Genomic DNA, 12,820 nt, shown 5'->3' with positions numbered 1-12,820 from the left:
TTATAAAGTAGTCATACTTGAGCATAATGAGGGTAAACAATCAGGAAGTAAGGTGATTTTATGGATATCAATGATACGTTTCAACCAGGTGAGGTTGTTTACGTTATTATTCGAAACCCACATGCACAAGGTGTAGCGCAGGTCCAACAAGCAGCTGTAGTCGAAAATCCTGAACAACCACAAGATTTAGCGTTATTTTTATATGAAACATATTACCCGCTAACGGATGAAGTGGCTGTCTATAAAACTGCTGATGAAGCTGAAGAGGCATATCAAGCCGCATTTGGATTGCCGGAGCAAGAGGATTATCATGGTTAAGCCTTTTGTGCCGCAACTCGTATATGTAGAACCAAAAGCTTTAGATTATCCGCTCGGAAAAAAATTAATTACTAAATTTGAAGACATGGGGATCGAAATTAGAGAAACGACTTCGCATAATCAAGTTCGGAATTTGCCTGGAGATAATCATTTTCAAAAATACCGGGTTGCTAAGTCAACATTGGTTCTTGGGCTTCGAAAAACATTAAAGTTCGATACTTCAAAGCCATCTGCTGAATATGCTATTCCATTTGCTACTGGTTGTATGGGCCATTGCCACTACTGTTATCTGCAAACAACAATGGGAAGCAAACCATATATTCGTTCTTATGTTAATGTGGATGAGATATTTGATGCTGCAGAACAATATATGAGTGAACGAGCTCCGGAAATTACACGTTTTGAGGCTTCGTGTACATCAGATATTGTTGGTGTAGATCATTTAACGCATACATTAAAACATGTTATTGAATATTTTGGAAAATCAGAACACGGACGCTTACGATTTGTAACGAAGTTTGCTCATGTTGATCATTTATTAGATGCAGAGCATAATGGTCGAACACGTTTCCGTTTTAGTATTAATGATGACTATATTATTAAATATTTTGAGCCTGGTACATCAAGGTTGAATGAGCGAATTGAGGCAGCTGTTAAGGTGGCTGAGGCAGGTTACCCGCTAGGGTTTATTGTAGCACCAATTTATTTACATGAAGGTTGGAAACAAGGATATCATGAGATGTTTGAAAAGCTAGAAGCTGCTTTGTCAGAAAAGACAAAGAAAGATCTTACGTTTGAAATGATTCAACATCGCTTTACGAAGCCAGCTAAGCGAGTTATTCAAGAGAATTACCCAATGACCAAATTGGAATTAGATGAATCAAAGCGGAAGTGGAAATGGGGCAGGTACGGAATTGGGAAATACATATATAAAGATAATGAACAGGAAGATATAAAAGATACACTTGGTGGATATATTAATCGGTATTTTCCCAATTCCAAAATTGAATATTTTACGTAATAAAATTGCCCGATACATCTTAGAGTATCGGGCAATTTCACTCGTTACTATCAACTACAATTCCCTTCTCATGCAAGTTTTCCAAACAGGTTTGTAAATAAGCTTCATTATGTTCTGGATAAAAAGGAAATTCATGAATTGAATACCTATGATCATGCATATAAAGTGTTTCGCTTGAATGCGGTTCACTAATTTTTCCGCGATAATAGGGATCTTCCCAAAGTGAATCTACATGATAACCTCGTTCTTTCATTTCATCCATAATATGCTGATGATAGAGGTAAAGTCGATACGGAGAATAATTGAATACATAATTTACAATAGAATGTTTCTTTCCCCAGCCATTTCCTCGTAGTGCACAACACTCACGATGCTGGCCTAATAATTGTTGTCTTGGTAATACAGGTATTAATTTTTCGTGCCAAAGTCGCATGGTCATCCTTCCTTTTTTGCGATTTATTTCTTTACATTGTAATATAGGTGAATATAGAAATGCTACGATTAGTAAGGAGTATTTATATGAATGAACGAACGAAAGCGCGTATAAGTTTCTTTATATATATTGGTTTATTAATAGTGTTTGATACATCTTACTCGTTTATGATCTTGAATTTGTTCTTAGCTTTTGCTGCACTTGAGTTATCCTTTTTATTGAGGCTATTTCACGTACAAAACAAACGGGAAATTCCAATGAGTGTTTTGTTTTTTATTGTGTTTCTTTTGCTCTCACCAAATGCCATTTATGTCGTAACCGATTTGATTCATTTAAATGTGTTTGCATTCGATTTTAAGGAGGGACTACAATTAAATGAGTGGTGGAACTTCACGATTTTGGTTTCGGGGGTAATTTTAGCGATATATTATTATGTAAATATGATAAAACAAGTTTACTTTTACAGTAATGATATCACAAGTGCAAAATGGTTATTCTTCGTATTTATACTTTTATCAAGCATAGGTGTCTTTATTGGCAGATTCTTACGCTTCCATTCTATTCATCTCTTTACCGAACCAGTAACTCTAATCGTACGTTTCATAGAAGCGATTGATTTTTCAGCTGTACTTTTTATTAGTTGGATGAGTATATTGCAATTCCTAATTTGTTGGCTTTTTTTGGATGGAACAGGTGAAGCACATGATAAATGATCTACAATTATATCTTACTACAGGATTTATTCTTTTATTTGTATCACAATGTTATATTACCTATATACTTTACCAACAACAACATTCGAAGTTATGGTTTTTCATTGGAATGATGCTTCCCCTTGGCATGAATCTTTATATCTACCAGATTTGTTACATTGAAAAACAGGTAGATAATGATTTTGGTCAATTAACAGGAAAAGAAAGGAAGCAATTACGAAAAGCCTATCTCTTCGTTTTGGCTCAATATTTAGTGCTTTTTGCTTTATTTGGTGGATATGTTACTCCATAATAGAAAAAGTGAGTTATTAACAGTTGACAATATACCTATAGGGGTATAATATATGGTTGTAGTTACTATTCAAGGAGGGCAATATGTACGTAGCTCTAATTATTATTGTTAGTCTGTTCATTTTCTTTTTGTATAGAAGATATATACCTGTATTTGGCATTCAGAAAATAAACCTTCATCCGTTATCGAATAGCGTTTCATATACAATTGTTGATACAAGGGATTATCAAATTTCATCACAAGATAAGATCGATGATGCTTGCTGTCTCCCAATTCCATACTTGCATCGACATTATAATGATTTGCCCAATTGCAATTTAATTATTGTTGCCAAAGATCATGTAGATAAAAATTTGAGTTCTCGGATTCTACGGAAGAAAGGCAAGCATATTATTGGTTATCATTTAAAAAAATAGACAAGGAGAGTGGCTTATGAAATATGATGATCATCTTAAAAACAGATTGAAACGAATGCAAGGGCAAGTTAATGGTTTGATTAAAATGATGGAAGATGAGAAAGACTGTCGGGAGATTGTAACGCAGATGTCAGCGGTCAGAAGTGCGATTGATCGAACAGCTGCGCTGGTTGTCAGTAAAAATCTCGAACAATGTATAAGAGATGAAAAAGAGAGTGGAGAAAGTTCGGAGGCGCTTATTCAAGAAGCAGTTGAACTTCTTGTCAAAAGCAGATAATAAATGAACTACAATAGGATGAAAATGGGTTGTATAACCCTATTTTTAAAACAAATTATAATACCCATAGGGGTAACTGTATAATGGAGGAGGATTCAAAATGACAGAAACCAAGAAAACGACAATTGTATTATTTAGCGGCGATTATGACAAAGCTATGGCAGCTTATATTATTGCAAATGGTGCTGCTGCTTACGATCACGAGGTGACAATTTTTCATACTTTTTGGGGGCTTAATGCGCTGCGGAAAGAAAATCAAGCACCAGTTAAAAAAGGTTTTTTAGAAAGCATGTTTGGAAAAATGATGCCCAAAGGAACTGATAAAATGGGATTGTCAAAAATGAACTATTTGGGAATGGGACCAAAAATGATTAAAAGCGTCATGAAGAAGCACCATGCCATGCCACTCCCTCAGCTTGTTGAAATGGCTCAGGAGCAAAACGTAAAATTAATAGCTTGTACAATGACGATGGATTTACTTGGACTCCAAAAGGAAGAATTACTTGACGACATAACGTATGGAGGGGTTGCTGCCTATATTGGGGATGCAGAAGATGGTAATGTAAATCTTTTTATATAATTTTTTGTTTTATATTATACCTATACGGGTATATGTTGATGGAAGTTAGGAGGAAATATGATGAATGAAATTACAACCGATGAATTAGCTAAAAAGCTAAATAGTGGAGAAAAGCTAAGCATTATTGATGTTCGTGAAAATGAAGAGGTAGCCGAAGGGAAGATTCCTGGTGCAACACACATTAAATTAGGGGAAATACCTGATCGGCTAAATGAACTAGATTTAGCAGAGCATCAGTATATGGTCTGTCGCTCCGGTGGTAGAAGTGCGAAAGCTGCTGCATTTTTAGCAGAAAAGGGTTATAAGGTGACAAATGTTGCTGGTGGCATGTTGGATTGGAAAGAAGAAGTAGAAAAATAGGAGGCCCAAAATGAGTATACAAGCAAATAAAGTACTAGATGCTAAAGGACTGGCTTGCCCCATGCCAATTGTGAAAACAAAAAAAGCAATTAAGGATTTGGAACCCGGTCATGTAATTGAAGTTCAAGCAACAGACAAAGGCTCGACAGCTGATATTGAAGCTTGGGCAGAAAGTACAGGTCATCACTATTTAGGTACGGTCGAAGAAGAAGATGGTTTAAAACATTACTTGCGTAAAGCGAGCGACGTTGAGTCTCGAGGAGAAAATAACCATCAGAAGGTAGTCAATCTTGATCATTTACAGCAAAAATTAGATGGGCATGCATCCGTGGTTATTCTTGATGTTCGAGAACCCGCTGAATTTGCATTCGGTCATATCCCAGATGCTATTAATATTCCTTTGGGTGAACTATCTGATCGGATGGATGAATTAAATAAGAATGAACAGATATATGTCATATGTCGTACAGGGAATCGAAGTGATTTAGCTGCTAAAAAATTAAGCGAAGAGGGATATGACCATGTAACGAATGTCGTACCTGGGATGAACGCTTGGGAGGGTACTGTTGAAGAACAAAAATAGGAAGCGTAAATGATGTCAATCACAGCAATAATAGCAGCAAATGGAAGTCCTGTTTGATGCTTATAAAGTATTTAAATGGCACTGCAGCATCAATTATTGATTATGCCAAAGCTGCCAATATCTCATTATCATTTGAAGTAGGAGGGAGATAAACATGGCACAAACCATGTCAACAACAGAGTTAGCTGAAAAAATCATTAATTATGAAGAAACGACGATTTTAGATGTTCGGAATACAGAGGAGTTTGATGATTGGAAAATTGAAGGTGGCAATGTTGAAATCATTAACGAACCTTATTTTAATTTATTAGATGGTGTTGAATCCATCGGTGATAAATTAGATAAAGACAAGGAAATTATTGTTGTCTGTGCGAAGGGGGGTTCATCAGAAATGATTGCTGATCTTTTAGAAGAAGCAGGATTTACGAATGTGTATAGTTTAGAAGGTGGTATGAAAGCCTGGAGTGAACACTTAGAGCCAGTTAAAATTGCCGATCTAAAGGATGGCGGAGAATTATATCAATTTGTACGTCTTGGTAAAGGCTGCCTTTCTTATTTTGTAGAATCGAATGGAGAAGCAGCAGTAATTGACCCTGCTAGAATGATCGATGTATATATAAGATTTGCTGAAGAAAAAGGGGTACAAATTAAACACGTACTTGATACCCATTTGCATGCGGATCATATATCAGGAGGAAGAAAGTTAGCTGAAGAGACAGCAGGATCTTATTATCTACCTCCAAAAGACGCAACGGAGGTTACATTTAATTATCAACCTCTTCAAGAAGGCAATGATATTATGGTTGGCAATACCCAAGTAAGTGTTCAGCCTGTATATTCACCGGGTCATACAATAGGAAGTACCTCATTTATTATCGATGATGCTTACCTATTAACTGGAGATATTTTATTCGTGAAATCAATTGGTCGGCCGGATCTCGCAGGATTCGCAGAAGACTGGGTTGGGGATTTACGTGAAACACTTTACTCAAGATATAAAGACCTATCAAAAGAATTAATTGCATTACCCGCCCATTATACTTTTGCAGAAGAATTAGGGAAAGGTGGACAAGTAAGTGCCCGTCTAGGAGATCTTTATGAAAAGAATACCGGTTTACAAGTGGAGAATGAAAATGACTTCCGTAAAATGGTTACAGAAAATCTACCGCCACAGCCGAATGATTATCAGGCTATTCGAGAAACAAACATGGGGAAAATCAATCCCGAGCATGAAAAACAGAAAGAAATGGAGACAGGTCCTAACCGTTGTGCGGTAGAAGGCTAAAATGAAAATTTTTACCACTGTCGAGGTATATACAAACTAAGCGAAGCTCCTTCATATACTCAAATAATTGAAGTGAAGGTCTTACAATAGTGCTATGATAGATAATTTAAAGGAGGAAATAAAGATGGAGTCAACTAAAATATTAGATGCAAAAGGTTTGGCATGCCCAATGCCAATTGTTCGAACAAAGAAAGCAATGCAAGAATTGAATGTTGGTGATGTATTAGAGGTTCATGCAACAGATCAAGGTGCAAAAAGTGATTTAACTGCTTGGGCAAAAGCAGGTGGTCATGAATTATTACAAGACACAGAAGAAGATGCGGTATTAAAATTTTGGATAAAAAAAGGATAAGGGCGGCTCACTTAGGTGAGCCCCTTATATGTTAAGGGGGGAGAAAAGAATGGAATATAGTCTATTATTTATGATAACTATTTTTCTCATTGGCTTTATCGGTTCATTTATTTCGGGAATGGTTGGTATTGGAGGCTCAATCATTAAATATCCGATGCTTTTATATATCCCTGGATTCGTAGGACTAACGGCATTTACGGCACATGAAGTAGCCGGAATCAGTGCGGTACAAGTATTATTTGCTACGATAGGTGGTGTATGGGCATATCGTAAAGGTGGGTATTTAAATGTATCACTGATTCTTTATATGGGGATAAGCATTTTAATTGGCAGCTTTATAGGTGGATACGGATCACAATTTTTGCCTGATAGTGGGGTTAATTTAATTTATGGTGTGCTTGCGACACTTGCAGCTATCATGATGTTTGTACCGAAGAAAGGGATCGATGACATTCCGATGGACCAAGTTATATTTAACAAATGGCTGGCAGCATTGCTTGCTTTGTTTGTTGGAATAGGAGCGGGGATTGTTGGTGCTGCTGGCGCCTTTATTTTGGTTCCAATTATGCTCCTTGTGCTTAAAATACCAACTCGGATGACAATAGCAACTTCACTAGCTGTCACATTCATTTCATCGATAGGAGCAACAACAGGAAAACTATTAACCGGTCAGGTTTTATTTATACCAGCGATTATTATGATTGTTGCAAGTTTAATTGCTTCCCCATTAGGAGCTAATCTTGGGAAAAAAGTAAATACAAAATTATTGCAATGGTTCCTTGCATTGCTGATTTTAGGAACAGCAATTAAGATTTGGTTGGATATTTTACTGTGAAACTATCAACCTATTTATTATTGGAAAGACCCTTTATTCTTCAAAGGGCCTTTTTGATTGCATGTGTATTTGTCTATTCACTCGATTTTCTAATTCAGGAGAAGCTTTAGATAGATAGTTCAAAACAATTCTTCTAGTAGAAAAAGATATACCAGCAAGATCAGCAGCCAAATTGTTTACTAAATGCTCTTGCTGTATTGCAGAAAGCGATTGATAATAATCACCAGCTTGAGAAAAATCATCTTGCTTCAGAATATCCGACCTTACGAGTTTCCCCTCTACATATCTTCCCTTGCCACTTGTAATAAGATTGCCTGGCCACCAATCCTTCTGATGATTGACCGGTACATCTCGGAAGTTAGGTCCAATTCGTCTACGTTGCGAGTCCCAATAGATATTAGCGCGTCCTTGTAACATTTTATCATCCGATAATTCTGCTCCTTCTAGGAGATTGGAAGGAGAAAAAGAAATTTTTTCCACTTGTTCCATATAATTATCTGGATTACGATTTAAGACCATTTTTCCAATAGGTAGTAATGGGTATTCTTGTTCATTCCAAACCTTGGTATCATCTAGTGGATCAAAGCTGAGGTTAGCAGTGTCATCAGGATCCATAAGTTGAACGTATAATCCATATTGAACGGTCTTCCCGGCAGCGAGCGTATTGTACAAATCTTCTCCAGCAATATCTGGTTTTTCTCCAGCTAATTTTGTTGCTTCCTGGCTATTTATATACTCTACTCCCTCAAAAGGAATCCAATGGTATTTCAAGAAACGACGAACTCCCTGGGCATTTCTCCATACGTACGTATTTACGCTATGACCAGGTATATGACGAAAGCTTTTCACTGTTCCTGCATCAGAATAGATTCGTACAACAAAATGTATGGATTCAGGAGCTCTCGCGACGAAACTCCAGAATCTTTCAGGATCGATGAGATTATTTTTAGGGGAGGGTAAGAAAGCCTTGATGGATTCTGGGAAACGGATAGCATCTCGTACAGAGAATACAGGAATGTGATTACAGATTAAATCAAATATACCTTCATCTGTATAAAACTTTGTGGAAAATCCGCGTACATTACGGGATGTATCTGGTGTACCTTTTGTGCTTACAGCAAGCGAAAATCGAACAGCAACTGGAACTTTTATCCCTGATTTTTGTAAGAATGGCAGCTTGGTATACGCAGACATAGGATGCATCGTTTCAAAATAACCAAATGCTCCAAATCCTTTAACATGTACTGGTCTTTCGATAATTTTTTCGTGCACAAATGATTCCAATGTTTCATGTAAAATATTATCTTGTTCTAAGACAGGTCCCTGTTTACCGACGGTTTGTGAATGTAATTCGGCAGGTATATCTTCTGCCCACTTTAAGTGATCCCGATTATCTGCTGATTCATTTTTCTTGGTTTGCTTCAGTAGTGGTTGTTGAGGAGTTGTTTTACGGTTTTCTGTTTTTTTATTGCCAGGTATTTTTTGTCCGCTTGATTTTTCTTCAGCGTGAGCTGAAGCTGTTTCATTGATCCAGATTTTTGCGTTAGGCGATGTATGATTCGAGTTATTTCTCTCAGCTTGTGTTTGAGGTGTTTCTTCATGATGTTCATGCATACCGTTACCTCCATGTATCTGTTTGAACTTCGTGCCATACGGTATTATTTATGTAGATCTCAATTTAATTATGTATGGACAAACAATAGGAAGGTAACAGTTAGCATATCATGAATCAAGTTTCTAGAAATTGCGTTCATCCACTTGAAAATTACTTGTTACTAGGAGTAAGCTATGTTTGTAACCGAAAAAGGTTAAATGGTAATAATTAATAGCATATAATGGGTATTGAAAAAGGAGCGTAGATGATAGTGGAATATTTCTTATCTTTGCATCCAGTGGCACAGGCAGCTGTTGCAACGCTATTCACTTGGGGAATGACTGCACTTGGTGCTGCTTTGGTTTTTACAACAAAAAATTTTAATCAACGATTATTAGATAGTATGCTTGGATTCGCTGGCGGTGTCATGATAGCAGCAAGTTTTTGGTCACTGCTTTCTCCAGCATTGGATATGGCAGAAGAGAGCGGGACAGTACCGTGGATCCCAGCTGCTGTTGGGTTTATGCTTGGTGGCATATTTCTGTGGGGAATTGATAAGATACTGCCGCATCTGCATCCGACATCTCCAATGAAAGAAGCGGAAGGAATACATGCAACAAGGAAGAAACGTAGTACTTTGTTAGTTTTAGCAATAACATTACATAATATCCCAGAAGGATTAGCGGTAGGTGTTGCCTTTGGTGCAATTGCACAAGATTTGTCTACTTCTACCATGGCGGGAGCAATCGCATTAGCTATTGGTATTGGGATACAAAACTTTCCTGAAGGGCTTGCGGTATCAATGCCACTGCGGAGAGAAGGAATGTCTCGACGAAAAAGTTTTATGTATGGGCAGTTTTCCGGTATGGTAGAACCAATAGCCGGTATTATTGGAGCTGTTGCAGTTACATTTATTCAGCCATTATTACCATATGCATTAAGTTTTGCTGCGGGTGCGATGATATTTGTTGTTGCGGAAGAAGTTATTCCAGGATCACAAGAAGAAGGTAATAAAGATCTTGCATCTATGAGTTTAATGGTCGGGTTTACCATCATGATGATACTAGATGTCGCACTTGGATAGGGACATAAAAGAGAGACAACACAGTAATTTAGCTAAATAATAATCCAAACGATTATCTGCATATACATAGTTATATTCGGATAGTAGTTTGGATTATTATTGTTTTTTTATGGTGGTGATTACCTCAAGGAAAGGGAAGCATTGGCCATGAAGCATAGTACATGAACTGCTGCTGCGGAAACAAAAAGCGTTAATTACTACTACTACCTAGCCCATAGAAAGCATGCCGTATTATTTAACAGGTTAGAGCTATTCTTTCCAGACATTTTTATATCATCTGAACTGGAACCCATTGCCTGACACTATTAATCATCCATATGTTGCTTATTTGTGACAGTTCCTCCAAGTGAAGCACTTTCTCTTTTATTACTCCTTCATCCAATAGCTTCTGTCGAAACGTCCCCGCTAATAATCCACACTCAATAGGAGGGGTATAAAACATACCTTTCATTTCAACTACTAAATTTCCAATTGTAAATTCAGTTAATTCTCTCTGATCATTCCATAATAAAACGTCAGATACCTGAGGTTGTTTGGATAAAAAGTCATGGTACATCGAACGATTCGTCGTTTTATGATAATAGAAAATATCCTGATTATTAATAGGAGAATCTGCTAAAGTTGCATATGTTATTAGATTCGAATGGTCTTGTGAAAATATTTGGTTTTCAATTAGGATGGCTCCGTTTTTTGATACGCGCACGCGTATTTTATAGCTTCCATTTAGATGTGTCTGAGCAATATTTTGTAATTGTTGGGTTAATTCATTGATATCAAGTGTAAAGTTAAAATAGGCAGCGGAGGATTGAATCCGAGCTAAATGATAATCTAATAAAAAGAACGTTCCATTCGATAATTTTATCGTCTCAAGTAATTCAAACGTAGATTCTTGTATTTGCAAGAAAAGAGCTTTTGTAAGTGTTTCTTCATATTCATCTTCTGAATTAGAATCCCAAGTAATTCCACCACCGACACCATATGTAGCATCCCCAGTTGAATTATCTATTAGCACAGTACGAATTGGTACATTAAATACAGCTTCTTTCTCCGGGGTAATATAACCAATCGTGCCACAATAAACATCTCGTGAAGAGGATTCTACGTCATGAATTATTTTAGTTGTATTAATCTTTGGAGCTCCGGTAATGGATCCACATGGAAATAACGCTTGGAAAATAGGAACAATATCAATATCATCTTCTACCATAGCAGTAACAGTTGAGGTCATTTGCAGAACAGTTGGGTACCGTTCAATGGTAAATAACTGTGGTACCTGTACACTTCCAGGTTTAGCAATGGCACCTAGATCATTACGCAGTAAGTCTACGATCATTACATTTTCTGCACGATTTTTCTCAGAATGATGAAGCCAATTTGCTAGTTCAGCATCTTCTTTCTGCGATCTCCCTCTTCTGATCGTTCCCTTCATTGGTTTTGTTGTGATTTTTCCATCCTTTAAATGAAAGAATAGTTCTGGTGAAGAAGATAAAATGGAATGCGAACCAATGTTTAAATATGCGGAGTAATTGGCAGATTGTGCTTGTTTCAACTGCTGATAGTAGCCAAGTGAATCACCATAGAAGTTACTCTTTAAGCGGATGGTATAGTTTACTTGATATGTTCCCCCATCTTCAATATGGTTTTTAATTTTGGTTATGTTAGTTTGGTATTCCTCAACGGATGTAGTCGGTTGCCATTCGTCGATAAAGTAATTTCCTGTCTCTATTACAGGTTGCTCTACAGGTTTATTAAATATTCCAAACCATAACAATGGCATGTTATACGTTTGATGCACATGAAATGCTGATTCAAATGCAGGTGCTGCTTCATAGGAAAGATAACCAGCTGCATAATATCCAGCGTCTACATATGCTTGGACAGATTGTAAAGCAGACATAACCTCTGTATCTGTAGAAGTTTCAATAATGGCTATTGGGTCTTTGAATAGTAAAGGATGTTTCTTACTGGAATCGGTTAAAAAATCAAATAATAGGAACGGTTGGGTTTTATTTGGTTGCATGTAGTATCTTCCTTTTTATACAATCTATGTTTATATCAGGGTTGCAAGGTATTAGCAACAATTTTTTCTGACAGATATGTGGATGTTTGCGAATGCGTTACGAAAAAATTTTGCAATAATAATAAGCCTTGATCAGACAGAATAGATTCTGGATGAGCTTGTATGCCTTCAATCGAATATTGTTTATGCCGAATAGCCATGATTTCACCATCCATTGTTGTAGCACTGATATCAAAACAATTAGGGAGGGAGATATCATTGACAATTAATGAATGGTATCTAGTAACCCGAAGCGGATTATTTAAATTTGTAAATATCCCTTGATTATCATGATAAAGCTCTGATACCTTTCCGTGCATCGGTTGCTGCGCTTTTTGAATCGCTGCTCCAAAAGCTTGCGCAATAATTTGATGACCTAAGCAAATCCCGATAATCGGGATCTCTTGATGTAAAAAATGTACAAGGTCTAAACAAATCCCTGCATTATCTGGTGTTCCTGGTCCAGGTGAAAGGAGAATTGCTGAAGGCTGTAATTGTCTAATCTCTTCTATTGTAATGGCATCATTTCGTATAACTTTTACTTGATGATCAAGTTGTTTTACATATTGAACAAGGTTAAATGTAAATGAGTCATAATTATCGATGACGAGAATCATA

Annotated in this window: 17 protein-coding genes; 13 read left to right on the top strand and 4 right to left on the bottom strand. The window is 36.8% G+C overall.

The features are described from left to right. Nucleotides 1–60 precede the first annotated feature (60 nt). Complete coding sequence (locus BN990_RS13200) at nt 61–318, top strand: transcriptional regulator SplA domain-containing protein (protein WP_021291901.1); 258 nt, start codon at nt 61–63, stop codon at nt 316–318. Next, the gene (splB, locus tag BN990_RS13195) at nt 311–1,339 is read left to right on the top strand and encodes a spore photoproduct lyase (protein ID WP_038245497.1); all 1,029 of its coding nucleotides are present in this window, start codon (nt 311–313) and stop codon (nt 1,337–1,339) included. Before BN990_RS13200 ends, splB begins: the two co-directional genes overlap by 8 nt. A 37-nt stretch (nt 1,340–1,376) precedes the next feature. Here the strand turns inward: splB and BN990_RS13190 are convergent, their stop codons facing one another. Continuing rightward, entirely contained in the window at nt 1,377–1,772 is a 396-nt protein-coding gene (locus BN990_RS13190) for a TIGR02328 family protein (RefSeq protein WP_021291900.1), read from the bottom strand. A gap of 86 nt (nt 1,773–1,858) precedes the next feature. On the opposite strand from BN990_RS13190, the gene BN990_RS13185 reads away from it, so the two are divergent. From BN990_RS13185 to BN990_RS13140, 10 genes are all read left to right on the top strand, one after another. Further along, a complete protein-coding gene (locus BN990_RS13185; protein ID WP_021291899.1) occupies nt 1,859–2,485 on the top strand; it encodes a DUF1361 domain-containing protein in 627 nt (208 codons plus the stop codon). Beyond that, on the top strand, nt 2,475–2,777 hold the full coding sequence (locus tag BN990_RS13180) for a hypothetical protein (protein WP_021291898.1): 303 nt from the start codon (nt 2,475–2,477) through the stop codon (nt 2,775–2,777). The genes BN990_RS13185 and BN990_RS13180 overlap by 11 nt, the downstream gene beginning before the upstream one ends. A gap of 83 nt (nt 2,778–2,860) precedes the next feature. Continuing rightward, nucleotides 2,861–3,193 (top strand): hypothetical protein, encoded by a 333-nt coding sequence (locus tag BN990_RS13175; RefSeq protein WP_021291897.1) that lies wholly within the window; start codon nt 2,861–2,863, stop codon nt 3,191–3,193. Between the two features lie 16 nt (nt 3,194–3,209). After that, nucleotides 3,210–3,470 carry a metal-sensitive transcriptional regulator gene (locus BN990_RS13170; protein ID WP_038245492.1) on the top strand — a complete coding sequence of 87 codons (261 nt, stop codon included), beginning with the start codon at nt 3,210–3,212 and terminating at the stop codon, nt 3,468–3,470. A gap of 100 nt (nt 3,471–3,570) precedes the next feature. Beyond that, entirely contained in the window at nt 3,571–4,050 is a 480-nt protein-coding gene (locus BN990_RS13165) for a DsrE/DsrF/DrsH-like family protein (protein ID WP_021291896.1), read from the top strand. 60 nt (nt 4,051–4,110) lie between these two features. Further along, nucleotides 4,111–4,410, top strand: coding sequence for a rhodanese-like domain-containing protein (locus tag BN990_RS13160; protein ID WP_021291895.1), 300 nt, complete (start codon nt 4,111–4,113; stop codon nt 4,408–4,410). Nucleotides 4,411–4,420: 10 nt separating this feature from the next. Then, entirely contained in the window at nt 4,421–4,993 is a 573-nt protein-coding gene (locus BN990_RS13155; protein ID WP_021291894.1) for a sulfurtransferase TusA family protein, read from the top strand. Nucleotides 4,994–5,147: 154 nt separating this feature from the next. Next, nucleotides 5,148–6,278: an MBL fold metallo-hydrolase gene (locus tag BN990_RS13150; RefSeq protein ID WP_021291892.1), complete on the top strand. Its 1,131-nt coding sequence runs from the start codon at nt 5,148–5,150 to the stop codon at nt 6,276–6,278. A gap of 124 nt (nt 6,279–6,402) precedes the next feature. Beyond that, nucleotides 6,403–6,630: a sulfurtransferase TusA family protein gene (locus BN990_RS13145; RefSeq protein WP_038245489.1), complete on the top strand. Its 228-nt coding sequence runs from the start codon at nt 6,403–6,405 to the stop codon at nt 6,628–6,630. A 49-nt stretch (nt 6,631–6,679) separates the two neighbouring features. Continuing rightward, a complete protein-coding gene (locus BN990_RS13140) occupies nt 6,680–7,465 on the top strand; it encodes a sulfite exporter TauE/SafE family protein (protein WP_021291890.1) in 786 nt (261 codons plus the stop codon). A 33-nt stretch (nt 7,466–7,498) separates the two neighbouring features. Here BN990_RS13140 and BN990_RS13135 read toward each other — a convergent pair whose 3' ends face one another. Next, nucleotides 7,499–9,079 carry a catalase gene (locus tag BN990_RS13135; protein ID WP_021291889.1) on the bottom strand — a complete coding sequence of 527 codons (1,581 nt, stop codon included), beginning with the start codon at nt 9,077–9,079 and terminating at the stop codon, nt 7,499–7,501. A gap of 245 nt (nt 9,080–9,324) precedes the next feature. On the opposite strand from BN990_RS13135, the gene BN990_RS13130 reads away from it, so the two are divergent. Then, nucleotides 9,325–10,143 carry a ZIP family metal transporter gene (locus BN990_RS13130; protein WP_021291888.1) on the top strand — a complete coding sequence of 273 codons (819 nt, stop codon included), beginning with the start codon at nt 9,325–9,327 and terminating at the stop codon, nt 10,141–10,143. 268 nt (nt 10,144–10,411) lie between these two features. On the opposite strand, the gene pabB is transcribed toward BN990_RS13130, so the two are convergent. Further along, nucleotides 10,412–12,163, bottom strand: a complete 1,752-nt coding sequence (gene pabB, locus BN990_RS13125; RefSeq protein WP_038245486.1) for an aminodeoxychorismate synthase component I — start codon at nt 12,161–12,163, stop codon at nt 10,412–10,414. Nucleotides 12,164–12,198: 35 nt separating this feature from the next. Beyond that, nucleotides 12,199–12,819, bottom strand: coding sequence for an anthranilate synthase component II (locus BN990_RS13120; RefSeq protein ID WP_021291886.1), 621 nt, complete (start codon nt 12,817–12,819; stop codon nt 12,199–12,201). Between the last annotated feature and the right edge of the window lies 1 nt (nt 12,820).

The sequence above is a fragment of the Virgibacillus salexigens genome (assembly GCF_000723585.1).
GTDB classification, from domain to species: domain Bacteria; phylum Bacillota; class Bacilli; order Bacillales; family Amphibacillaceae; genus Virgibacillus; species Virgibacillus salexigens.
The sequence above is the reverse complement of the archived record's forward strand: the minus strand, read 5'-3'. Positions and strand labels throughout refer to the sequence as shown.

What these genes read in the sequence shown, in the direction of transcription:
- BN990_RS13200 (WP_021291901.1), top strand. Translation starts at nt 61, where the DNA reads ATGGATATCAATGATACGTTTCAACCAGGTGAGGTTGTTTACGTTATT.
- splB (WP_038245497.1), top strand. Translation starts at nt 311, where the DNA reads ATGGTTAAGCCTTTTGTGCCGCAACTCGTATATGTAGAACCAAAAGCT.
- BN990_RS13190 (WP_021291900.1), bottom strand. Translation starts at nt 1,772, where the DNA reads ATGCGACTTTGGCACGAAAAATTAATACCTGTATTACCAAGACAACAA.
- BN990_RS13185 (WP_021291899.1), top strand. Translation starts at nt 1,859, where the DNA reads ATGAATGAACGAACGAAAGCGCGTATAAGTTTCTTTATATATATTGGT.
- BN990_RS13180 (WP_021291898.1), top strand. Translation starts at nt 2,475, where the DNA reads ATGATAAATGATCTACAATTATATCTTACTACAGGATTTATTCTTTTA.
- BN990_RS13175 (WP_021291897.1), top strand. Translation starts at nt 2,861, where the DNA reads ATGTACGTAGCTCTAATTATTATTGTTAGTCTGTTCATTTTCTTTTTG.
- BN990_RS13170 (WP_038245492.1), top strand. Translation starts at nt 3,210, where the DNA reads ATGAAATATGATGATCATCTTAAAAACAGATTGAAACGAATGCAAGGG.
- BN990_RS13165 (WP_021291896.1), top strand. Translation starts at nt 3,571, where the DNA reads ATGACAGAAACCAAGAAAACGACAATTGTATTATTTAGCGGCGATTAT.
- BN990_RS13160 (WP_021291895.1), top strand. Translation starts at nt 4,111, where the DNA reads ATGAATGAAATTACAACCGATGAATTAGCTAAAAAGCTAAATAGTGGA.
- BN990_RS13155 (WP_021291894.1), top strand. Translation starts at nt 4,421, where the DNA reads ATGAGTATACAAGCAAATAAAGTACTAGATGCTAAAGGACTGGCTTGC.
- BN990_RS13150 (WP_021291892.1), top strand. Translation starts at nt 5,148, where the DNA reads ATGGCACAAACCATGTCAACAACAGAGTTAGCTGAAAAAATCATTAAT.
- BN990_RS13145 (WP_038245489.1), top strand. Translation starts at nt 6,403, where the DNA reads ATGGAGTCAACTAAAATATTAGATGCAAAAGGTTTGGCATGCCCAATG.
- BN990_RS13140 (WP_021291890.1), top strand. Translation starts at nt 6,680, where the DNA reads ATGGAATATAGTCTATTATTTATGATAACTATTTTTCTCATTGGCTTT.
- BN990_RS13135 (WP_021291889.1), bottom strand. Translation starts at nt 9,079, where the DNA reads ATGCATGAACATCATGAAGAAACACCTCAAACACAAGCTGAGAGAAAT.
- BN990_RS13130 (WP_021291888.1), top strand. Translation starts at nt 9,325, where the DNA reads ATGATAGTGGAATATTTCTTATCTTTGCATCCAGTGGCACAGGCAGCT.
- pabB (WP_038245486.1), bottom strand. Translation starts at nt 12,163, where the DNA reads ATGCAACCAAATAAAACCCAACCGTTCCTATTATTTGATTTTTTAACC.
- BN990_RS13120 (WP_021291886.1), bottom strand. Translation starts at nt 12,819, where the DNA reads ATGATTCTCGTCATCGATAATTATGACTCATTTACATTTAACCTTGTT.